We start from the raw sequence: 20,430 nt of genomic DNA, 5'->3' as shown, positions 1-20,430 counted from the left end.
GAGACCGGGCCTTGTTGACCGTACTCATGGCAACCCGCAATGGCGCTGCGACTTTACCTCGGGTGCTGGACGCTTATTGCCGCCTGAGCGTGCCTGCGGATGGTTGGCGGCTGCTGATCGTCGATAACGGCAGCACGGATGGCAGCGGCGAGCTGATCGCCAGCTATGCCAGCCGGCTGCCGCTGCGGTGCCTGCACGAGCCGGCCGCCGGCAAAAACCGGGCGTTGAATCGCGCGCTGGAGCTGGTACTGGCGGAGCCCGATGCCGACGATGCGCTCTACGTCTTCACCGATGACGACGCCACGCCGCACGCCGACTGGCTGGTGCAATGGCAGGCCTGCGCGCAAGCCTTTCCTGCCGACAGCGTGTTCGGCGGCGCCATCTTGCCCGATTGGGCCGAACCGCCGCCAGACTGGCTGCTGGCCTTGATTCCCACTGGATTGACGTATGGGCTGACGTCGCCATCGATGGCAGATGGGCCGGTATTTCCCGGACTGGTGTGGGGCGCGAATATGGCGGTGCGACGCGCGGCGTTTGTGGCTGGACACCGTTTCGACGTCGCGGTGGGGCCGAATGGCGCCGAGTACGCGATGGGCAGCGAGACCGAGCTGACGCGCAGGCTGGCCTTGCTGGGCCATCGCGCCAGGTTCTACGGCGGTGCGCGGGTGACGCATCATATTCGCCGGCATCAGGTGGAAATCGACTACGTCCTGCAAAAAGCCTGGCGCTTCGGGCGCGGCAAATTTCGGCAGGATCCGCCCGGCAGGTTTGCGGAGTGGCGGCGCGTGCCGCGCTGGATGTGGCTGCGCTACCTCAAAGAAATGTTGGCATGGGCGCGCGCGGCGCTGACCGGCGATGTTGGGAGCAAGTTCAGCCATCGCTGGGAACTGGCTTATCTGCGCGGCTATTTTCATGAAGCGTGGCGTGGTTCGCTGCCGGCCCGCAAGACGGTGCTGGTGACCAGCTATTCAGGCGAACTCGGCGGGATGGAATTGCGGATGGCGCAAGAGGTCCGCTATCTGCAAGCTGCCGGTCATGGGGCGGTGCTGGCGATGCGGCGCTTCGCCGGTCTTACCGCGTGGACGCAGCGGCTGGCGCGAGAGCAGGTCACGGTGGCGGAATTCGACCCGCCGGCGTTCTTCGAAGGAAACTGGCGCTGGCGCGATCTGCGCCGTTGGCGCGCGCACTGGTTCGGCGGCGGCAGGTTGCGGGCGTTCAGGGCGGATCTGGTGCATGTGGCGTTTTGCTGGACCACGTATGGCGCGTCGCTGCTGTGGCTGGCACAGCGTTGCCGGTTGCCGACGGTGATCAGCGTGCACAATGCGTTTCCTCCGGCCCGCTTTACCGCCTGGCACGAGCGTCTGCTGCGGCAGGCATTTTCCGGCGTGCGTGGCGTGTATGCGGTGTCGGCATCGGCAATGGCGCATTTTATGGCGATTTACCAGCCGTACTTGCCGCAGTCCGCGCGGTTGGCGGTGATACCGAACCCGGTCGATGTGGAGCGTTTCCGGCCATCGCTGGCGGCGCGGTTGCAGGCGCGCATGCGGCTACAGGTGCCACAGCAGGCGCTGGTGATCGGCACGGTGGCCCGGCTGGCGGAGCAGAAGCGTCCAGCATTGGCGATCAACCTGCTGGCGGCGCTGCGGCAACGATTTCCCGATCTTTATCTGGTGCTGGCTGGCGACGGACCGCTGGAGGCAACGTTGCGCGGGCAGGCCGAACGGCTGGGGCTGACGCCGTGGGTGATCTTTACCGGCTTTGTCGCCGATGTACACGAGGTGATGCCGGCGCTGGATGTCCATCTGCTGATGAGTCGCAACGAAGGCTTTGGCATTGCCACCATCGAGGCGATGGCGTGCGGCATCCCGGCCGTGGCGACCGACGTGCCGGGCAGCGCCGACATCCTGCGCGATTCTCCGGCGGGGACGTTGATCCCGGCGCATGGCCTGGCTGCGGCAGTCGTGGCGGTTGGCGATTTGCTGGCGGATCCGGCACGCCGCGCGGCCATGGGCCGCTGCGGTCGGGACGTAGCGGTCAGCCGCTATAGCAATGACGTCGTCGGCAAGCAGGTCTCTGCGTTCTACGACGGATTGCTATGAAACCACATCTATCGTTCCTGTTTTCGTTTTCTGAAAAATATACGCTGCTGGTGCTGAACACCATCGGTGCGATGGTGCTGGCGCGGCTGTTGACGCCGAACGATGTCGGCGTCTATGCGGTCGGCGCGGTGCTGATTGGATTGGTGCAGGTGCTGCGCGATTTCGGCGTCGGCGCGTATGTGATCCACGCCCGTGAATTGGACCAGCAGCAATTGCGTGCCGCGCTCAGCGTGAGCTTCCTGATTGCCTGGACGCTGGCGGCGCTGGTGTTGGCGGTCAGCATTCCAGCGGCCTGGTTTTATCACGAGCCACGGCTGCGCACCACGTTGCAACTGCTGTCGATTAATTTTCTGCTGATTCCATTCAGCGCGGTGGCGTTGCCGTATCTGCGGCGGCAGATGCGATTTTCGTCGATTTTCGCGATCAACACCAGCCAGTGCGCGGCGCAGATGGCATGCTCGATTGTCTTGGCGATGCGTGGCTGGGGCTACCTGAGCCTGGTCTGGGGGGCGGTCGCCGGCGCGGTGGCGACGCTACTGGCGACCTTGTGCTGTCGACCGGCGGATCTGCCTTGGTTGCCGGGATGGCGTGGCGTGCGCAAAATTCTGTCATTCGGCACCGTGTCCACGGCCGGCACGGTGATCGACGAGGCTGGCGTGGCGGCGCCCGATCTGATCATCGGCAAGATGACCGGGCTGGCTGAGCTGGGCATCTACAGCAAGGCGATGGGCATCATCAACGTCTTCAATCAGCTGGTGACCGCGGCGATTTCGCCGGTGATCTTCCCGCTGTTTTCCTTGCAGGCGCGCGAGGGACGCGATTTGCAGCAAGCGTATCTGACGACGGTCAGCTACATCACGGCGCTGGCCTGGCCGTTTTTCGGTTTCGTCGCGCTGATGGCGCCGGCGCTGGTGCGTGTGCTGTATGGCGATCAGTGGGATGCCGCCGTCCCCTTGATCCGCATCATTTGCCTGGCGTCGGCGCTGTACAGCATGTTCAGCATGGCGCGCTACCTGTTTGTGGCGATGGGCGAGGTCAAGGCGCAGGCGCGGCTGGATGCGATGGCGGTAGCGGTGCGCGTGGTCGTGGTGCTCATTGCGGCGCCTTTCGGCTTGTACTGGGTCGGCTGGGCGGTGGTGGTGGGTGCGGCGTTTCGCAGCGTGCTGACGTATGTCTATCTGCGCCGTCTGGTCGCCATGCAGGGTACGCAACTATTGGCGGCGACTGGTCGCAGCGGCGTGGTGGCGGCCTGGTGTCTGTGCGGCGTGGCGGCCTTGCAGCTGTGGCAGCCGCAAGCACAGGCGTTGGCGCAGTTGCTGGTTGCGGCGCTGCTGTGCGGGCTGATCTGGCTGGGGGCCATCCATTACGTTCGCCATCCGCTGGCTGAGGAATGCACGCTGGCCGCGCGCAAGGCGCTGGCGCTGTTGCATCGATAAGGAGTGTTTATGCGTGTTGGTATTTTGTCTTATCCCATGTTGTTTCAGCGAGATGGCGGCTTGCAGGTGCAGGTGCGTTCCACCATTGCGGCCTTGCGCGAGCTGGCCATGCCGGGGCTGGAGATAGAGTTGGTGGATACCAACCGCCAGCGTATCGACAGCTACGACGTGATCCATGTTTTTTCGGCGATCAATGGCAACTATCGGGCGGTCGAGTTGGCGACCGAGATGGGGGTGCCGGTGGTATTGTCGGCCTTGCTGTCGCCGGGATGGAGCCGCAGCGCGGGGTGGCGGGCGCGTGTGGCCGACCAGTTGACCGGGCGGCTGACGCAGTGGAATGTGCAAACCAGCTATGCCCAGACCAAGCGCGCGTTGCAGCTGGCGCAGATGGTGATTGCGCTGGGTGAGGCGGAGCAAAAGGCGCTGATGGATGGCTTCAAGATCGAATCGTCGCGGATTCAACTGCTGCCGAATGGCATTGCCGAGCGATTCTTTCAGGCGGATGCGAAGAGATTTCGGCAGCACACAGGTCTGGAGGGACCGTTTGTGCTGATGGTGGGCAGCATTTCGCCGTACAAGAACCAGCAGGGCCTGGTGCGGGCGCTGGCGGCGCTGGATCTGCCGGTGGTGCTGATCGGTCAGGCGCAGCGGCAGCATCAGGCTTATTTGCAGAGTTTGCTAGCGTCGCCCAACGTCCGCTGGCTGGGGCAGCTGGAGCATCACGATCCCTTGTTGGCCAGCGCGTATGCGGCGGCATCGGTACTGGCCTTGCCTAGCCAGGGGGAGGTGTTCCCGTTATCGGTGCTGGAGGCCTTGGCGGCCGGCACGCCGGCGGTCATGACTGATGAGAGTGCGCTGAGTCTGCCCGGCAGCGCATTTGCACTCAAGCAGTTGCGCTGGAGCGACACCGACTCGCTGCGCCAGGCAATACAGGAATTTGTGGGCGTGCCGCCGCCACGCGCTGCGGTCAGCGCTCTGGTGCAAACCTTCACCTGGCGTCGCGTCGCGCTGAAAATAGCCGACTGTTATCAGTTGCTGTACGAGCGTCGCCAGCAGGGATCGGGCGATGCTGTTTAACTCGTTCAGTTTTTTGTTCCTGTATTTGCCGGTGGCGTTGGCCGGCTACGTTGTGCTGCTGCATTGGCGTCCCAGCTGGATTGCTGGATGGCTGGCGCTGGCGTCGCTGTTTTTCTACGGCTATTGGGATACGCGTTATCTACCACTCTTGCTGGGATCGATCCTTTTCAATTACTGGTGCGCACGACACCGCCGGTTGCTGCTCTTCGGCGTGGTGGCCAACCTGGCCTTGCTGGCATACTACAAATACGCCAATTTCTTTCTACCCGGACACGGCTGGGAGATTATCCTGCCAGTGGGCATTTCGTTCTTTACCTTCACGCAGATCGCGTATCTGGTCGATTGCTATCGCGGCGGCACGGGTGAATACCGGCTGGTGCACTACACGCTGTTCGTCAGCTACTTCCCGCACCTGATCGCCGGTCCGGTGCTGCACCACAAGGAGATGATGCCGCAGTTCGACCGGTTGCCGCGCTTCGACATGGCCGACATTGGGATCGGTTTGTCGATATTTGTGGTGGGATTGGCGAAGAAGGTGTTATTGGCCGATCCCATCTCGGTGCTGGTGGCACCGGTGTTCGCGCCCGGCGCGCAGCCACAACTGGTGGAAGCCTGGATCGGCATGCTGGCTTATACCTTCCAGCTGTACTTTGATTTTTCCGGTTACTCGGACATGGCGATCGGCCTGTCGCGGCTGTTTGGCGTGCGTCTGCCGCTGAATTTCGATTCGCCGTACAAGGCCGCCAACATCAGTGACTTCTGGCGGCGCTGGCACATGACCTTGTCGCGTTTCCTGCGCGATTATCTGTACGTGCCGTTGGGCGGCAACCGTCACGGCACGTTGAGCCGCTACCGCAACCTGATGCTGACCATGCTGCTGGGCGGACTGTGGCATGGCGCCGGCTGGACCTTTGTTGTCTGGGGCGCGCTGCACGGCGTGTATCTGGTGGTTCAGCACGGCTGGCAAGCGTTGACGGGTTCGTCTACGCCAAGTTGGTGGGGGCGGTGGCTGACGCTGCTAGCGGTAATGATTGCCTGGGTAGTGTTCCGCGCACCGGATCTTGCCACGGCCGGCGAGGTATTGCAGGGACTGGCTGGCGCCAACGGCGTATCGCTGCCACGCGGCATGGCCGGCTGGACGTCGCAGATGGCTGCGTTGGGCTTGCATCCTGCGTTCGACGGCATCCGCTGGATTGATGTCAGCGGTCCGGTGGTGCCGACTTTGCTGGTGGCAATGGCGTTGGCGCTCTATGCACCCAATACGCAACAACTGTTCGGACTTTCCATGCAGTGGACGCCGGCCAGGTGGCGTAGCGCGCTGCTGGCCATGGTTTTCCTGAGCTGTCTGTTCAATATGAACAAGGTCAGCGAATTTCTCTACTTCCAATTCTGACCATGAGCACACAAACCGAATGGCGCGACTATGTCGCCATCTTTTGCGGCCTTGGCCTGGCGGTGACGGGCGCGGTGGCGGCGCTGAATTATCAGGTCGATCCCTACCTGACGCATCAGTGGGATACGCCGCATCTTCAGCGTTTGCTGCCCGGACGGGAAAAACTGAGTCCTTGGGGAAAGACCTACGCGCTGGCGCGGTTTCGGCCGCAGGTGCTGTACGTCGGCAATTCCCGTACGGAGTTGGGCTTGCCGGTGCAGACTGCGCTGTTCGGTTCGCAGCGCGTGTTCAACGGCGCTTTGTCTGGCGCGTCTTTGGGTGACGCGGCGGCGATGCTGCGCCATGCGGCCGCCGTCGGCCGGCTGGAGACGGTGGTGTGGGGCATCGACGCACCGTCGTTTTCCATGGAAATTGGCAATTCCGATTTTGACCGCGAGCTGGTGGCGGCGGACCGCTATTATTTGCTACGGCGCGGTTTGCTCAATCTGAAACGCGCCATCAGCGTGGACATGACGCTGGATTCGATCCGCGTGTTGCGCGGCACGTTTGGCCATGTTTGTCAGTCCAGTCTGGCGCTATATGGGCAGCGCGATGGCCGATGCGTGCGTGATCGCATCGAGAGTCTTGGCGGTACCAGTGCTGCTATTTTGCCGCGTGTGCGCGACTTCGCTCGCGGCGCCGGGCCGACGGCGGATGCCATGCAGGAATTGGCGGCGAATGTGGAAAACCTGTGCCGGGCTGGTACGCGGTTGCGGCTGTACATCAATCCAACGCATGCCATGACCAGTGACGCGCTTTACTGGGCGGGCAAGTGGCCGGCGCTGGAGAATTGGCAGGCGCAATTGACGGCGTTGGCTGACAGGCATCGGCAACACGGCTGCGATGTGCAGCTGTTTGATTTTTCCGGATTCAATGACGTGACGACCGAGCCGCCGCCACAAGTCAGCGGCAAGCCGGATATGCTGAATTATTGGGAAACGTCACACTACCGCGCGCGGGTCGGCGAAATGGTGCTGGCACGCATGTTCGCAACCGGCGATTTCGGCGTTGAGCTGACGCCGGCGACGCTGATCGCGCATCAGGCCGCACAGCGGCAGGCGCGGGATCGCTATCACCAGCTACATCCGGCCGAAACCGCGATGGTCAGGGGGCATTGATCAAGACGGCGCAGCCTTTTTCGCACGGACGCGAGGATTGCCGTAGCAACGGGAACTCCTGCTGCCAGCGTTGCAGGATAGCCAGTTCGTCATTGCGTGCCGCGTCATCGAGAAAGACGGCGCCATGTGCGGCAAGACGTGGAAACAGCAGCGGACCGGCCGGGTAGCGGGCCTGCGTGCGCGTGTCTTGAGGCGGGCCGTCGATCACCAGCATGTCGATCTGCATGTCGGCCGGCAGCTTGCTGATGTCGTACCACGGCCATGATTCGCCAGCCAGCGTGTACGGTAGCAACGGCGCGTCCAGCACTTGCGCCCAGTCCTGCAAGCCATGTTGGCGCAATTGCTGGCGCGTTTGCTCGGCGTATTGCGGACTGTGTTCCAGGCTCAGCACTTTGCCGGCGCCGTTCAGCTGAAGGCAGCGCGCCAGTACCAGCGTCGAGGTGCCGCTACTGCATTCGACTACCCAGGCAGGCTTGGCTGTGCGTGCATGTCTGGCTACTTCCAGTAGAAAATCCGGCGATGCGGCCCAGCCACGGGTTGGCGGCAGGCTGGTTTTCAGGTCCAGTTCGGCATACAGGCCGTGCAGGCCTTCCAACTGGCGGAACAGGTTGGCATTGTCCAGCCGCGACTGATCGCGGAAGTCAAACATCAGCAAGTGGGCTTTGCGCAGCTTGTATAGGCTGTACATCACCAGCACTAACAGCACGGAATCAAGTAGCAGCGGCATGGCGTTTCCTCAGTGGCTGGCGACTTTGCTGATGACGTAGCGATGCTTGCCGGACGCTTCGGCCGGGATCGCCGTCACTTCTTCGATGACGATCTCTACCGTTGCGCCTAGCCGGGCCCGGAATTGCGTCACGATGCTAAGCCGCAGCGACGGCGGCAAACCGTCCACGCTGACCAGCAGCACGCGGGTGCAGTCCAGCGTCTCCTGGATGATCTTGAAGGCGCGCACCTGCGGCAGGTCGCGCAGGATGTAGATCAGCGCCAGTCCGTGCATTACCGTGCCGTCGCGAGCCACCACAAAATCAGTGACACGGCCTTCAACGCTTTGCAGCAGCGGCAGGCCGCGGCCGCACGGGCACGGTTTCGGATCAAGCGTGCCGATATCACCGGTGGCGTAGCGAATGAAGGGGAAGTCGCGGCTGGCAAGGTGGGTGATGACGATGGCGCCGCTTTCACCGGTCGGCACCGGCTCGCCGTGGGCATCAAGGATTTCGACAATGACGTCCTCGGCGGTGATGTGCATGCCGCCTTCCGGGCACTCGTGGGCGATGAAGCCGGCGTCGCGACCGCCGTATCCGTTGGCAACCGGGGCGGCGAAGGCGCCCATCAGCAAAGCACGCTGGTCTTCGTAAAGGCGCTCGGCGGTGACGAACACCACTTGTATGCCCAAGCGGTCCAGCGCGATGCCGCGCGATTGCGCGTGTTGCACCAGCAAGCACATTACCGACGGATAGCCAAACAGCATCGCCGGACGTTGTTTCTGCAATCGGGCGAGGTAGTCGTCCAGCCGCGTCGGCGACAGGTCGAAAGCCGGCAGCAGATCGCTGCGCATGACGCGGTCGCGGCGCGCGCGCCACAAGTCCTGGGCGTGCAGTTCGATCGGCGATCCCCACAGCACGGCTTCGCGGTCGCCGATGTCCACGCCCCACCAGCGCGTGGCGCGCCATTTGGCGGCGACGTCATGGCTGACACGTTGTTTGCCCAGGTAGAAAATCAGCGGTTCGCCGCTGGAACCGCCGGTGGTGAATCGCTTCATGTGGCGGGCATCGTCGGCGTGGAAGTCGTCGCGGTGGTCGTTGATGTGCGATTTGCGCAGGATGGGCAGCAGCCGCAGGTCGCGCACGTCCTGCACGCGGGTGGCGTCGAAACCGATGCGGGCGTATAGCTGGCGATAATACGGTACATGTTCGGATGCGTACAGCAACAGCAGGCGTAGCCGATGCACCTGCAAGGCTTCGATCTGCTCGGGGCGCCACCACTGGCTGGCTTCCATCTGATGGCGCACGGCTGCGCTGTTGTGACGCTTGAACCATTCATGCAAAGGAAATAGTACGCAAGAAACCAGCGCCGTGTAGCCGGTCCAGCGGGGACGGTGGAGTACCCGCCGGTATTGCGCGAACAGCAATGGCGCGACGCGGTGCCAGCTGAAACGCTGTGCGGCGTGCAGTCCGGCCATCGCCATACGTCGCGCCATGCCGTGATCCTTCAGCAGCACGAGCATGGTACGCGCCATGATGTGCGGATCGCCGGGCGGCACCAGCAGGCCGTCGACATTATCGTGGATCAGGTCGGGCACGCCGCCGACGTTGGTACTCACCACTGGCACGCTGCTGGCCCAGGCTTCCAGCACGGAGATGGGCATGTTGTCGGCCAGGCTGGGATTCAGCACGAGGTCGGCCTGCTGATAATAAGCGGCCATGTCGGCGTTCTCCGTTTTGCCGGCGAAGTGGACGACGGTTTGCAGTTGGAGCGCCTCGGTCAGTTGTTGCAGCCGGGGCAGCTCCGGGCCTTCGCCGCAGATGGTCAGGCGGGCTTGCGGCAACTGCTTGCGCAGCAGCGCGAAGGCGTGCAGGGCGGTGGCGTGGTCGTACAGCGGTTCCAGATGGCGGGCGATCAGGATATGCGCTTGCGCAGGCCGCTGGGGCGCTGGCTGGAACCGGTCAAGATTGACGATGTTCGGCACAATTTGCGTGCTGATGCCGTATTCGTCGAACACGCGAGCCAGATAGGCTGATGGCACGATGACCGCCTGCGCGCGTCTCAGGCTAAAGCACACCAGCAACGGACTGCGCGCCAGGAAGGCCGGCGCTTCGCCGCCACGATAGTTGACCAGCACGCCTTTACCGCGCAGCCGGCCAATCCAGATGGCGGGCGCGGCGTGCAAATGCCAGGACCAGCCGGAGTTGGCCATCACATGCAATAGGTCTGTGCGGCCGGCTGCGCGCCACAACTGCCACAGATACGGCGCCAGCCGCAGCACCGCGCGCAGGCCGCGTACTTGCGCCGCCCACGCTGGTCGCCAAGGCGGATTGACCTGCACCAGTTCCACCTCGGCGCCGGCGGCACGCAGCAGGGCGGCCAACTGCGCGGTTTGGTTGGCCATGCCGCCGGCTGGCGGCGGCAGCGGACCGATCAGGGCGATGCGCTGGCCGTTCATGGGGCCGGAGCCAGCAGGCGCTGGTAGATGTCGCCGTAGCGGGCGACGCTGTTGTGCCAGTTGCGCTCGCTTTCGACGTAGGCGCGCGCCTGTTTGCGCAAGATCGGCCAGAGTTCGGCGTGCGTGATCAGGTGCTGGACCTGGTCGGCCAGCGCGTCGGCGTCGCCGGCTTTGAACAGCATGCCGGTTTTGCCGTGTTCGATCATTTCGCGGTGGCCGCCGACGTCGGAGGCGACAATCAGGCGGCCTTGGGCCATGGCCTCCAGCGGTTTGAGCGGCGTGACCAACTCGGTCAGCCGCATCGGCAAACGCGGGTAGATCAGGATATCGACCAGACTGTAGTATTCGGCGATTTGTTCGTGCGGGGCGCGGCCGGAGAAGATGACCTTGCTCTGCAGGCCCAGTTTCTCGACCAGCGCGCGCAGTTGGGGACCCTGCGGGCCGCCGCCAACCAGCAGCAACTGCAGCGATGGTGTCGTCTTGAGCAGGCGCGGCAAGGCTTGCACCAGCAACGCCAGGCCTTCGTAGTGATAGAAGGAACCGATAAAGCCGAGCACTACCTTGCCGTGCACGCCCAACCGCCGCGCCAGCATGCGGTTGGGCGGCGGTGCGGCGCGGAAGCGGCTGCTGTCGACAGCATTGGGAATGACGGTGATGCGCACGGCTGGGATGCCGCGCGCGATGAGGTCGTCGCGCAAGCCTTCGCAGATGGTGGTGATGGCGTCCACACGCCGTAGCGCGTAGGTTTCCAGCGCGCGACTCAGGCGGTAGCGCAGGCCGCCGGGGCGGCTGTTGCCGTGGTCGGCGGCGGCGTCTTCCCAGAAAGCGCGGATTTCGTAGACCACGGGAATCGCCAGCGCGCGGCCGACGTGCAACGCGGCAATCGCATTCAGCGACGGCGAATGGGCGTGCAGCACGTGCGGCCGCGCCGCCTGCGCGATCTGGCGCAGGCGACTACTCAGACCAATGATGATTGCGATGTGCGCCAGCAGCGGCAGGCGTGCCCACCAGCGGCGTTCCGGCGGCGTGCGGAAAAAGTGCCAGCCGTCAACGTGCTGTTCGGCCTCGGTTGCGCCTTGCTTGGCGCTGGTCAGGTGCACGGTGTCCCAGCCCAGGCGGCGCTGCTGGCCGAGGATGGCCAGGGTGCGAAAAGTGTAGCCGCTGTGCAGCGGCGCGGAATGGTCGAGGATGTGCAGGATGCGCATCATGCCGCCTGCTGTTCGAGGCGCCGGCCGGGTGTTTCCAGCATCTGGCGCAGGAAGGATTCAAACATCAGCAGCGACCACAACGGTGCACTGTGGTCGCGCAGGCCGGATTGGTGTTGTTGCATCAATTGCTGCACGTAAGTCATGTTGAACATATCGCAGTGCTTCAGCACGGGGCTGCTGAGGCTGCGTTGCAGGCGCGCGCGCAGCGGGCCACGGAACCAGTCGGCCAGCGGCACGGAAAAGCCCATTTTGCGCCGGTGCAGCAGTTCGTCCGGCAGGTACGGCGCCAGCGCTTGTTTGAACAGGTATTTGCCGCTGCCGCCGCGCAGCTTCAGGTCCGGCGGCAGGCCGGAGATCCATTCGACCAAACAATGGTCGAGCAGCGGCACGCGTACTTCGAGGCCGTGCGCCATGCTGGCGCGGTCGACTTTGGTGAGAATGTCGCCGGGCAGGTAGGTTTTCAGGTCGAGGTATTGCACCAGCGACAGCGGATCGTCGGCCGGGCAGTTGGCGGCGTGGCGGCGCAAGGTTTGTACCGCGTGGTAGTCGCCCAGATCGCGCTTCAGCGCCGGACTAAATAATTGCGCGCGCATCTCGTCCTTCATGATGCTGACGCCATGGAAGTAGGCGGCCACCGAATCGCGGGCCAGCGCCTGAAACGTGCTTTTGGCGCGTAGCGGCCGGGGCGCCCAGTCGGCCTTGGGATAGAGCCGGCCCAGCGTGCCGAACACCGGTTTGCGCACGCCCAGCGGCAGCAGCGCGCGCCAGCGTTCTTCGTGCAGGTGGCCACGGTAGCGGCGGTAGCCGGCCAGGTTTTCGTCGCCGCCGTCGCCGGACAGCGCCACCGTCACGCGTTGTCGCGCCAGTTGGCAGACCCGGTAGGTGGGCAGGGCGGAGCTGTCGGCGAAGGGTTCGTCATATAAGGTGGCGAGATGGTCGATGAGGTCGGCATCGTGCTGGGCCACGCGCTGGCTGTGGTGTTTGGTGTGGTAACGCTCGGCGACCAGGTTGGCATAGTGCGATTCGTCGAATTGCGCATCGTCGAAGGCGATCGAGCAGGTGTTGACGGGCGCGTCGGAGACTTGCGCCATCATGGCCACCACCGCGCTGGAATCGACTCCGCCGGACAGAAAGGCGCCGAGCGGCACCTCGGCCACCATGCGGATGCGCACGGCTTCGCGCAGGCGGGCGATCAGTTCGTCGGCTGCTTGCGCCTGGCTGATGATGGGGCGGCGCTGGAATGGCACGTCCCAGTAACGCTGTGTCGCGCCGGTTGCGCTGCCGTGGCGCACCAGTAGCGTATGGCCCGGTTCAAGTTTGCGGATCTGGGTAAATACGGTGCGCGGTTCGGGAATGTAGCCGTAGGCAAAATAGTCCTCGATGGCGAGCGGGTCGAGGTCACGCCGGAGTTGCTCATGTATCAGCAAGGCCTTGATTTCGGAGGCAAAGATCAACTGGCCGTTGTCCAGCACGGCGTAGTGCAGCGGCTTGACGCCCAGCCGGTCGCGCGCCAGGAACAGGCTGCGCTGGCGGCGGTCCCACAGCGCAAACGCAAACATGCCGCGAAAGTGTTCGACACAGCGCGGACCCCATTGCTCCCAGGCGTGGACGATGACCTCGGTATCGCAGTGGGTGCGGAAGCTATGGCCGAATTGCTGTAATTCGCGCATCAATGCAGGGAAGTTGTAGATCTCGCCGTTATAGACCACGACGACGCTGTGATCTTCGTTGAACAGCGGCTGCTGGCCGCTGGCGACGTCAATGATGGACAGGCGCCGGTGCCCGAGGCCGACGCCCGGCTCGCGGTGCATGCCGGCCTGGTCCGGTCCACGGTGGCGCTGCAAGTCGGTCATGTGCTGGAGCAAGCCGGCGTCGATGTCGGCGTGCTGGTAGAGATCAAAAATTCCGGCGATCGCACACATGGCTATCCTTTCATCGATGGCTGGAGGGTAAGACGGTCGTAGACGGCCAAGTAGGCGTTGGCCATGGCAGACAGGCTGAATTCGGCCAGTACACGGCGGCGGGCGCGGGCGCCGTGCTGGGCGGCGAGGCCGGGGATGCGGTAATAATCGGCAATGGCCGCCGCCAGCTGGCCGGGATCGCGCGGCGGCACCAGCGTGCCGGTCCAGCCCGGATGCACCAGTTCCGGATTGCCGCCAACGGCGGTGGCCACCACTGGCAGGCCGGTGGCCATGGCTTCCAGCACGGTATTCGAAGCGCCTTCGGCCAGCGAGGGTTGGACGAAGACGGTCATGCCGCGCATCAGGCGGGCGATGTCGTCGCGCGCGCCGGGCAGCCAGGCCAGGGCGGCCGTGCCAGAGGCGCGCAGCACATCCTGGCATGCCTCGCGGCACGGTCCTTCGCCAATGATGACCAACCTCAGCCGGCTGGAGGCGACGCCGCCTTGCGCCAGCAGCGTCAGGAAGGCGTGCACCAGCGTGATGTGGTCCTTGACCTCGGCCATGCGGCCCACGCTGCCGATCACGAAGGCGTGTTCGTTGACGAAGCCGTGCGGTCCGATCGGCGCCGGCGGCCCCAGGCGTGGATGAAATTGCAGGCTGTCGACGCCATTGCAAATATGCGTCACACGCTGCGGCCGCGCGCCGATGATGTCGACCAGCCACGCTTCCAGTTCCTTGCTGACGGCGATGAAGTGGCCGATCAACGGCCGCAGTACCTGGCGCAGCAGGCGATAGCGGCGCTTGCTACCGTCGAGGTCGTTGATGTCGCGGCCGTGTTCACCATGCACGCGTAGCCGCACGCCGGCCGCGGCCGCCAGCAACTGGGCTTCGATGCCGGCCAGGTTGCGGGTATGGATCAGCTGCGGCTGCAAGCGCTTCAGCGTATGGAACAGACGCAAATAGTGCGACCAGTCCTTGCCTTGCTGCTTGTTGATGCTGATGATTTCCACGCCAGGCCGCTGGATGCGCAGGCGGAAATCACTGGAATCCTCCAGGCACACAATGGCGTGACGGTAGCGCTCCGGCGGCAGGTGGTTGATCAGGTTGACCAGGCCGTTTTCCAGACCGCCGACGTCCAGGCGGTGGATCAGGTGGACGATGAGCGGGGCGCTGTCAACGGTCGACATGGCGTAATCCCTGGTCAATGGCGGGCAGCATGGCGGCCAGCAGGTCGCGCATGGCGGTTTCTGCCGTGGCCGGCTGATCATCGTAGGCGGAGGCGAGGACGACTTCGGCGCCGCCGTCGTTGCCGCCGGAGAGTTTGGCTTTGGCCAGCATCAGTTTGAGCATCTGCGGGCTGGCGAGCTCCACGCCGTCTTGCCGGTACCAGCGCCACACCAGCAGCTTGTCGCTGGCTGACTGCTCGATGGATTCGCGGATGGCGAGGCGGCGCGTAGCGATGAGCACGGTACGCTGGCGGGCTCCGACCTCTTCCCACTGTGGCACACCGGACAACACCGGACGTTGTACCTGGGCTAGCAGTTCGTAACCTTCATACTGGTGCCGATACCAGGTGAGTTGCAGCGAGACAGTACGGCGGCCATCGCTGTAGTTGCGCGAGATGCGCTGCGGCTGGCCTTTGTGCGGCATGTGCCAGTCGCCGGGCCGCATTGCGCTGGCATGCCATGGCGCTGGCGCGGCGGCCAACGTGAGCGATGGTCCCGGCGTAGCGTCCACCGGCGCGCGCAGTATGTAGGCGGCCAGCAAGGGCCAGATGGCGCTGATCACGATGACAGCGATGGCCATGCCGGCGAATTGTGCTGGCGGCGTCACTGGCAAGGTCGGCGCGGTGGCAGCCGGCGCGGGTGGCGGAAGCTCGGCGTCGCGCCAGTACACGCCGCACCAGAACAACATGGCCATCACCATGCCGAAAAAGATCCAGCCGTAGATCAGATGATCAATGCCGGCGGCCAGTTTCATGTCGCTCCAATGGCCAATCAGCACCACCATGCAAGCGCGCAAGCCATTGGCGATGATCGGTAAGACCAGCGATATGGCAATAAACACCAGCCGCTTGCGCGTGCTGCGGTAGTTGACGCCCGCATACAGCATGCCGAGCGCCACCGAGGCGATCAGGTAGCGCAGGCCGCTACAGGCGTCGGCCACCGCCCAGTTCCCGCTGGGCAGGGAGATGAAATTGTTCTCGTGGAAAACGGGAATGCCGAACAGCCGCAGCAGGGTGACTGTGAAATGGGCGGTGAAGTCGATCAGCGCCGGCATCAGTACTTCGCCAAACGGCACCGCCAGCAGCGTGTAGGCCAGCGGAAACGCGATCGCCGCCGCCAGTGCCCGGCCCAACACTGTGGCAACGGTGGCGATACCCATCAGCACCAGGCAATATTGCTGAAGCACCTGGACGTTGGCGACCTCGGACAGCATCCAGACCGCTCCGAGCATGGTCAGCAGCAGCAGGCCGGCGGGCCAAGGGCGCTGCGCCACACCCTGCACATGCGCGCGCTGGCGCCAGATCAGCCAGCCGGCAACCGGCAGGATCAAAAAGCCGTGGTTGAAGGTGGCCGAACGCAGCCATAGCGTGACGATCGAGCGCACGGTCGGCAAGTGCATGGCGAGCATGGCAACCAGGACCACCGCCAGCCAGACATGCTCGTGGCGCAGCAACGGCTGTGGCCGGGACGGCGCAGCCGGCGATGGCGCGGACAATAGTGCGGCGCGACCGGCATTCATGGAGCGCGCTCCATTTCTGGCGCGATGGCGAATTGCGGGTCTTTTGCGCCCAGCACTTGGCCCAGCCTTTGCAGGTTGATGCTCCAGCGATAATCGGCAAGGATGCGCTGGCGGGCGGCGATGCCGATCTGCGCTTCCGGTGCATGCAGCTGGCGGCAGGCGGTGCTGATGAATTCCGCACCGCCGTTGGCGCAGATGACTTCGGCGCCGCGCGTGACGCTGATGCCTTCCAGCGCTTGCGGCGAGGCGATGACGATTTTCTGCATGGCCATCGCTTCCAGCACCTTGTTCTGCACGCCGCGGGCGACGCGCAATGGCGCCACGACCAGCGCGGCATGCTGGAGATAGGGGCGAACATCCGGCACGGTGCCGCTGACTTGCACGCCCGGTAGCCGCAGCAGATCGCGTACCTGCGCTGCCGGCCGCGATCCGACGATATGGAATTCCAGATCGGTGTGTTGTGAACGCAACGTTGGCATCACGCGTTCGGCAAACCAGCTGACGGCGTCGATATTGGGTTCGTAATCCATGGCGCCGGTAAAGACGATGGCGCGCGCATCGCCGAACGGCGAGGGATGCAGTGCTTGCGGCATGAAATAGTTGCTGTCCACGCCGTTGCAGTAGTAATCCACTTTGGCGGCCGATTCCGGCGCGCGGCGTTTGAACAGTTCCGCTTCGGCCGGCGAGACCAGCAGCACGCGGTCGAATTCCGCAGCCGCCTTGCGTTCAAACTCCAGCAACAGCCGGCCCTCTCGTCGGTACAGGCCGGAAACGGGCCAGGGCTTGTTGTCGGCGTAGCCATGCCATTTTTCCGAATCGACATCAACCAAATCCAGCACGCGCCACAAGGGGCCGTGCGGCGTGCTGAAGGGGACGTACTGTGCCATCGGCCCGGAATAGGCCAGGCAGGCAGCGATGTGGCGTTCGGCCAGCGTCTTGTTGACCCAGCGTTGCAGGACGGCGTTGCGAAAATAAGGCAGGCTGAGCGCCTCGTCGCGCAACAGTGCCGACAAGCCGGACAGCCGTGCCCAGTGCGGCGGCATGCGGACGAAACAGCTGCTGGCGCAGTGCGCCGCCAGATGGTCGGCGTAGTCGCCGTCATCGTCGTGGTCGAGGAAGGTGCCGAGGTGGACACGGAAGTGTTGACGCAAGTATTGCAGCGCGTGGTAGGCGCGTATTTTTTCCCCCTTGTTGGGCGGGTAGGGCAGGCGGTGGCACAGAAAGAGCAAGTCCCGCATGGTGGCTATCCCAGTTGCCGCACGATATGCGGTCCGATCAGGTTAGCCACCGACAGCGGCAGCAAGCGCCAGGCTTTGATCAGCATCTGGTAGCGCGGGTTAAGCGGCTGCACTTCCTTCAGCTGCCTGGCGCGGTGCAGTTGGTAGTCGTAGTGCAGTGCTTCTGGTTCGAAGCCCCAGTTTTTCTTGAAGGCGAAAGCGCCGGTGCCATGTTTGCTGCGGCCGAAGTCGAACAGCGTGCAGCCGGCGGCGCAGGCGCGGCGCATCACTTCCCAGTACATGAAGTCGTTGCCGGCGAGGACCCGCGCCTGGGCGCCGCCACCGCCGTAGTAGGGCAGGATCTGGTCGCGGAAACGGAAGCTGAGTACGGCGCACACCGGGCTTTCGGCGTGTTCAACGCACAGCACTTCGCAGTCGGCGCCAAACACTTGCTGCAACAGCTGGAAGTGGCGGCGGCTGAACATGGGCGTGCCAAGGTGATGCATGCTGCGGGCGTAGCAGTCGAAAAATCGGCGGGTATCGGTCTCCATCACGCTGGACAGGCCGGCCGCTATCCCTTTGCGCACCATCGCGCGTTGTTTGCGTGGAATCGCCAGCAGGTTTTGTTCGGCGTTTGTATGCAGGTGTTTGCGGAAAGTGGCGTAGGTGTTGCGGTGCAGCCAGTCGGCATGGTAAGGCTGGCGGTGGCGATATTCCAGATGGTCGACCTGGAGCCGGTTAGCCAGCTGTTGCGCGGCCAGATCGACTGCATCGGCGGCGTCGCGACTATCGGCAGCAATGCCGCCGTAGACGCAGAAAGGCAGCGAGCACAGGGTATTGCCGAACCAGCGGCTGTTGACCTGCGCCAGCGGCAGCACGGCGTGAATCTCGCCCTGCTGATTGGCGGCGTACATGAACCAGGTGGAATGGCCGAAGCTTTCTTCCATGATCTGCTGCCAGCCGGCGCGATGGAAGAAGCTGGCGTCCGGGCAGCGTAGGACAAAATCGTCCCAGCGCGCGCGGTCCTGCGATCCCATCAGCCCGACGGTGTAGTGCGACATTATGCTTTTCCCAGAAAAATACGGTCCATGCGTCCCCAGCGAAAATCGCCCAGCAAGCGGTTGATGCGCGCCTCCATCCGGTGCAGATTGAGGTAGTGGCGCAGCCGGGTCTTCCGGCTGATGCCTGCCATCACAGGCTGGCCGGGATCGAGTTCCCAAGGGTGAAAGTAAAATATGCCAGCTTGCCCATCGTGCGAATTGATCCGTCGCAAAGCCCAGCGCGACGCGGCGTAGGGCAGCAGCCGGAAATAGCCGCCGCCGCCGGCCGGCAGGTTGCGTCCCAGCAGGCGCACGGTGCTGACGGGTAATTCCAGCAGGCCGTGTTCGCCACGCGGACGCCAGGGAAAACGCGGTGCGTCCGGCATGCCGTAATGGTCGTGGCGGATCGGGTAGATACTGGAGCTGTAGCGGTAGCCGGCTTGCAGCAGGCTGTCCAGCGCCCACAGGTTGTTCTGGCCGATGGAAAAACTGGGGGCGCGGTAGCCCAGCACCGGCTGACCGCTCAGTTGTTCCAGCAGTTTTTTGCTGAGGGTGATGTCGTGGTCGAATTCCGCCGGCGTCTGCTGGCTGGCGCGCTGATGGGCGTAGCCGTGGCTGGCCAGTTCGTGGCCTTCGCTGACGATGCGCCGCACCAAGGCCGGATAGCGCTCGGCAATCCAGCCCAGGGTAAAGAAGGTGGCGTGGACGCGGTGCGCGGCCAGCAAGCCGAGGATCAGGTCGACATTGCGCTCGACGCGACAGGGCATGGCGGGCCAGTCCGCAGGCGCGATGCGGGAGGCGAAGGCGGATACCTGGAAGTAGTCTTCCACATCGACGGTCAGCGCGTTCATGGCCGCCGCTCCCGCCGGCTTTGCAGCCAGTTGCTGGTGACGGCGGCGACGCGCCTGGCGGCCTGGCCGTCCCAGTACGGCGGGATGCGGCCGGATTTTCCACCGAAACGCAGGATGTCACGGCACAGCGCCAGGATCACCGATGGATCGCGGCCGGCGATGGCGTTGCTGCCTTCGGTGACGGTGACCGGGCGTTCGGTGTTGTCGCGCAAGGTCAGGCAGGGGACGCGCAGCACGGTGGTTTCTTCCTGCACGCCGCCGGAATCGGTCAGTACCACGCAGGCATGCTTCATCAGGCCCAGCATATTCATATAGGACAGCGGCGGCAGGCAGGCCAGACGCGGCACGTCCAGCATGCCGGCCAGCTCGTGCTGGTGCAACATCGCGCGGGTGCGCGGGTGCAGCGGAAACAGCACCGGCAGGTCTTCGCTGAGCCTGGCCATGGTGGCCATCAGCGCGCGCAGGCGTAACGGGTCGTCGACATTCGACGGGCGATGCAAGGTCAGCAGCGCGTAGGGGCCGCCGTCGGGGACGAAGCCGGCCAGGTTGGCATGGCGCAGTACTTCGGCGGCGCTGGGGGCGGCGGGAAGCTGTCGTAGCAGCGTGTCGATCATGACGTTGCCGACGAAGTGGATGCGGTGCGCCGGCAGGCCTTCGCGCAGCAAATTGGTGGTGGCGCTGGCTTCACTGGTGAAGAGCAGCTCGGAGATGTGGTCGGTCAGCACGCGGTTGACTTCTTCCGGCATGGCGCGGTCGAAGCTGCGCAGTCCCGCTTCGACATGCAGCACCGGAATATTTTGCTTGGCGGCGGTCAGTGCGCAGGCCAGCGTGGAGTTGACGTCGCCCACCACCAGCACCGCGTGCGGCGCGATCTTGGCCAGCACCGGTTCGAAGCGGCGCATCACTTCGGCGGTCTGGACGGCATGGCTGGCGGAGCCGACCTCCAGGCGGAAATCCGGCGCGGCCAGTTCCAGTGCGCCAAAGAACTGGCCGTCCATGTCGGCGTCGTAGTGCTGGCCGGTGTGGACCAGCACGGTTTCCACCTGGGTTTCCGGCGCGGCAAAGGCACGCAGCAGCGGCGCCATCTTCATCAGATTGGGGCGGGCGGCGACCACGCAGGCGATACGGTAGGGACGGGACATG

15 protein-coding genes are annotated in these 20,430 nt (G+C 64.3%); 5 read left to right on the top strand and 10 right to left on the bottom strand.

Annotated elements, in window-relative coordinates:
• The first annotated feature begins 11 nt into the window (after positions 1-11).
• From GTP69_RS01740 to GTP69_RS01720, 5 genes are all read left to right on the top strand, one after another.
• The gene (locus GTP69_RS01740; protein WP_229260753.1) at positions 12-2,099 is read left to right on the top strand and encodes a glycosyltransferase; all 2,088 of its coding nucleotides are present in this window, start codon (positions 12-14) and stop codon (positions 2,097-2,099) included.
• On the top strand, positions 2,096-3,535 hold the full coding sequence (locus GTP69_RS01735) for a lipopolysaccharide biosynthesis protein (RefSeq protein ID WP_161053252.1): 1,440 nt from the start codon (positions 2,096-2,098) through the stop codon (positions 3,533-3,535). The genes GTP69_RS01740 and GTP69_RS01735 overlap by 4 nt, the downstream gene beginning before the upstream one ends.
• 36 nt (positions 3,536-3,571) lie before the next feature.
• Positions 3,572-4,612: a glycosyltransferase family 4 protein gene (locus tag GTP69_RS01730; protein WP_161053251.1), complete on the top strand. Its 1,041-nt coding sequence runs from the start codon at positions 3,572-3,574 to the stop codon at positions 4,610-4,612.
• Positions 4,602-6,005, top strand: coding sequence for an MBOAT family O-acyltransferase (locus tag GTP69_RS01725; RefSeq protein ID WP_161053250.1), 1,404 nt, complete (start codon positions 4,602-4,604; stop codon positions 6,003-6,005). Before GTP69_RS01730 ends, GTP69_RS01725 begins: the two co-directional genes overlap by 11 nt.
• A gap of 74 nt (positions 6,006-6,079) precedes the next feature.
• On the top strand, positions 6,080-7,162 hold the full coding sequence (locus tag GTP69_RS01720) for a hypothetical protein (RefSeq protein ID WP_371867763.1): 1,083 nt from the start codon (positions 6,080-6,082) through the stop codon (positions 7,160-7,162).
• Here GTP69_RS01720 and GTP69_RS01715 read toward each other — a convergent pair.
• Genes GTP69_RS01715 through wecB form a run of 10 tightly spaced genes read right to left on the bottom strand, consistent with a single transcriptional unit; the run spans position 7,149 to position 20,429 of the window.
• A complete protein-coding gene (locus tag GTP69_RS01715) occupies positions 7,149-7,889 on the bottom strand; it encodes a class I SAM-dependent methyltransferase (RefSeq protein WP_161053248.1) in 741 nt (246 codons plus the stop codon). The two genes, GTP69_RS01720 and GTP69_RS01715, sit on opposite strands and share 14 nt — an antisense overlap.
• Positions 7,890-7,898: 9 nt before the next feature.
• Positions 7,899-10,325, bottom strand: coding sequence for a glycosyltransferase (locus tag GTP69_RS01710; RefSeq protein WP_202424258.1), 2,427 nt, complete (start codon positions 10,323-10,325; stop codon positions 7,899-7,901).
• Positions 10,322-11,530 carry a TIGR04063 family PEP-CTERM/XrtA system glycosyltransferase gene (locus tag GTP69_RS01705; RefSeq protein WP_161053472.1) on the bottom strand — a complete coding sequence of 403 codons (1,209 nt, stop codon included), beginning with the start codon at positions 11,528-11,530 and terminating at the stop codon, positions 10,322-10,324. Before GTP69_RS01705 ends, GTP69_RS01710 begins: the two co-directional genes overlap by 4 nt.
• The gene (locus GTP69_RS01700; RefSeq protein WP_161053247.1) at positions 11,530-13,455 is read right to left on the bottom strand and encodes an XrtA/PEP-CTERM system amidotransferase; all 1,926 of its coding nucleotides are present in this window, start codon (positions 13,453-13,455) and stop codon (positions 11,530-11,532) included. The genes GTP69_RS01705 and GTP69_RS01700 overlap by 1 nt, the downstream gene beginning before the upstream one ends.
• Positions 13,456-13,457: 2 nt before the next feature.
• Positions 13,458-14,621 (bottom strand): TIGR03088 family PEP-CTERM/XrtA system glycosyltransferase, encoded by a 1,164-nt coding sequence (locus tag GTP69_RS01695; protein WP_161053246.1) that lies wholly within the window; start codon positions 14,619-14,621, stop codon positions 13,458-13,460.
• Positions 14,608-16,179: an exosortase A gene (gene xrtA / locus GTP69_RS01690; protein ID WP_161053245.1), complete on the bottom strand. Its 1,572-nt coding sequence runs from the start codon at positions 16,177-16,179 to the stop codon at positions 14,608-14,610. Before xrtA ends, GTP69_RS01695 begins: the two co-directional genes overlap by 14 nt.
• Positions 16,176-17,417 (bottom strand): TIGR03087 family PEP-CTERM/XrtA system glycosyltransferase, encoded by a 1,242-nt coding sequence (locus tag GTP69_RS01685; RefSeq protein WP_161053244.1) that lies wholly within the window; start codon positions 17,415-17,417, stop codon positions 16,176-16,178. Before GTP69_RS01685 ends, xrtA begins: the two co-directional genes overlap by 4 nt.
• Positions 17,418-17,422: 5 nt before the next feature.
• Entirely contained in the window at positions 17,423-18,457 is a 1,035-nt protein-coding gene (locus GTP69_RS01680; protein WP_161053243.1) for a FemAB family XrtA/PEP-CTERM system-associated protein, read from the bottom strand.
• A complete protein-coding gene (locus GTP69_RS01675; RefSeq protein WP_161053242.1) occupies positions 18,457-19,287 on the bottom strand; it encodes an XrtA system polysaccharide deacetylase in 831 nt (276 codons plus the stop codon). Before GTP69_RS01675 ends, GTP69_RS01680 begins: the two co-directional genes overlap by 1 nt.
• On the bottom strand, positions 19,284-20,429 hold the full coding sequence (gene wecB / locus GTP69_RS01670; RefSeq protein WP_161053241.1) for a non-hydrolyzing UDP-N-acetylglucosamine 2-epimerase: 1,146 nt from the start codon (positions 20,427-20,429) through the stop codon (positions 19,284-19,286). The genes GTP69_RS01675 and wecB overlap by 4 nt, the downstream gene beginning before the upstream one ends.
• Position 20,430 lies beyond the last annotated feature (1 nt).

The sequence above is a fragment of the Duganella levis genome (assembly GCF_009857605.1).
GTDB lineage: Bacteria > Pseudomonadota > Gammaproteobacteria > Burkholderiales > Burkholderiaceae_D > Rugamonas > Rugamonas levis.
Note: the sequence above shows the minus strand (reverse complement) of the source record. Positions and strands in the feature narration are given on the sequence as shown.

Coding starts and splice junctions, on each gene's coding strand:
- GTP69_RS01680 (WP_161053243.1), bottom strand. CDS start 18,457: ATGTCGCACTACACCGTCGGGCTGATGGGATCGCAGGACCGCGCGCGC.
- GTP69_RS01710 (WP_202424258.1), bottom strand. CDS start 10,325: ATGAACGGCCAGCGCATCGCCCTGATCGGTCCGCTGCCGCCGCCAGCC.
- GTP69_RS01695 (WP_161053246.1), bottom strand. CDS start 14,621: ATGTCGACCGTTGACAGCGCCCCGCTCATCGTCCACCTGATCCACCGC.
- GTP69_RS01725 (WP_161053250.1), top strand. CDS start 4,602: ATGCTGTTTAACTCGTTCAGTTTTTTGTTCCTGTATTTGCCGGTGGCG.
- xrtA (WP_161053245.1), bottom strand. CDS start 16,179: ATGAATGCCGGTCGCGCCGCACTATTGTCCGCGCCATCGCCGGCTGCG.
- GTP69_RS01735 (WP_161053252.1), top strand. CDS start 2,096: ATGAAACCACATCTATCGTTCCTGTTTTCGTTTTCTGAAAAATATACG.
- GTP69_RS01715 (WP_161053248.1), bottom strand. CDS start 7,889: ATGCCGCTGCTACTTGATTCCGTGCTGTTAGTGCTGGTGATGTACAGC.
- wecB (WP_161053241.1), bottom strand. CDS start 20,429: ATGTCCCGTCCCTACCGTATCGCCTGCGTGGTCGCCGCCCGCCCCAAT.
- GTP69_RS01730 (WP_161053251.1), top strand. CDS start 3,572: ATGTTGTTTCAGCGAGATGGCGGCTTGCAGGTGCAGGTGCGTTCCACC.
- GTP69_RS01700 (WP_161053247.1), bottom strand. CDS start 13,455: ATGTGTGCGATCGCCGGAATTTTTGATCTCTACCAGCACGCCGACATC.
- GTP69_RS01675 (WP_161053242.1), bottom strand. CDS start 19,287: ATGAACGCGCTGACCGTCGATGTGGAAGACTACTTCCAGGTATCCGCC.
- GTP69_RS01705 (WP_161053472.1), bottom strand. CDS start 11,530: ATGCGCATCCTGCACATCCTCGACCATTCCGCGCCGCTGCACAGCGGC.
- GTP69_RS01685 (WP_161053244.1), bottom strand. CDS start 17,417: ATGCGGGACTTGCTCTTTCTGTGCCACCGCCTGCCCTACCCGCCCAAC.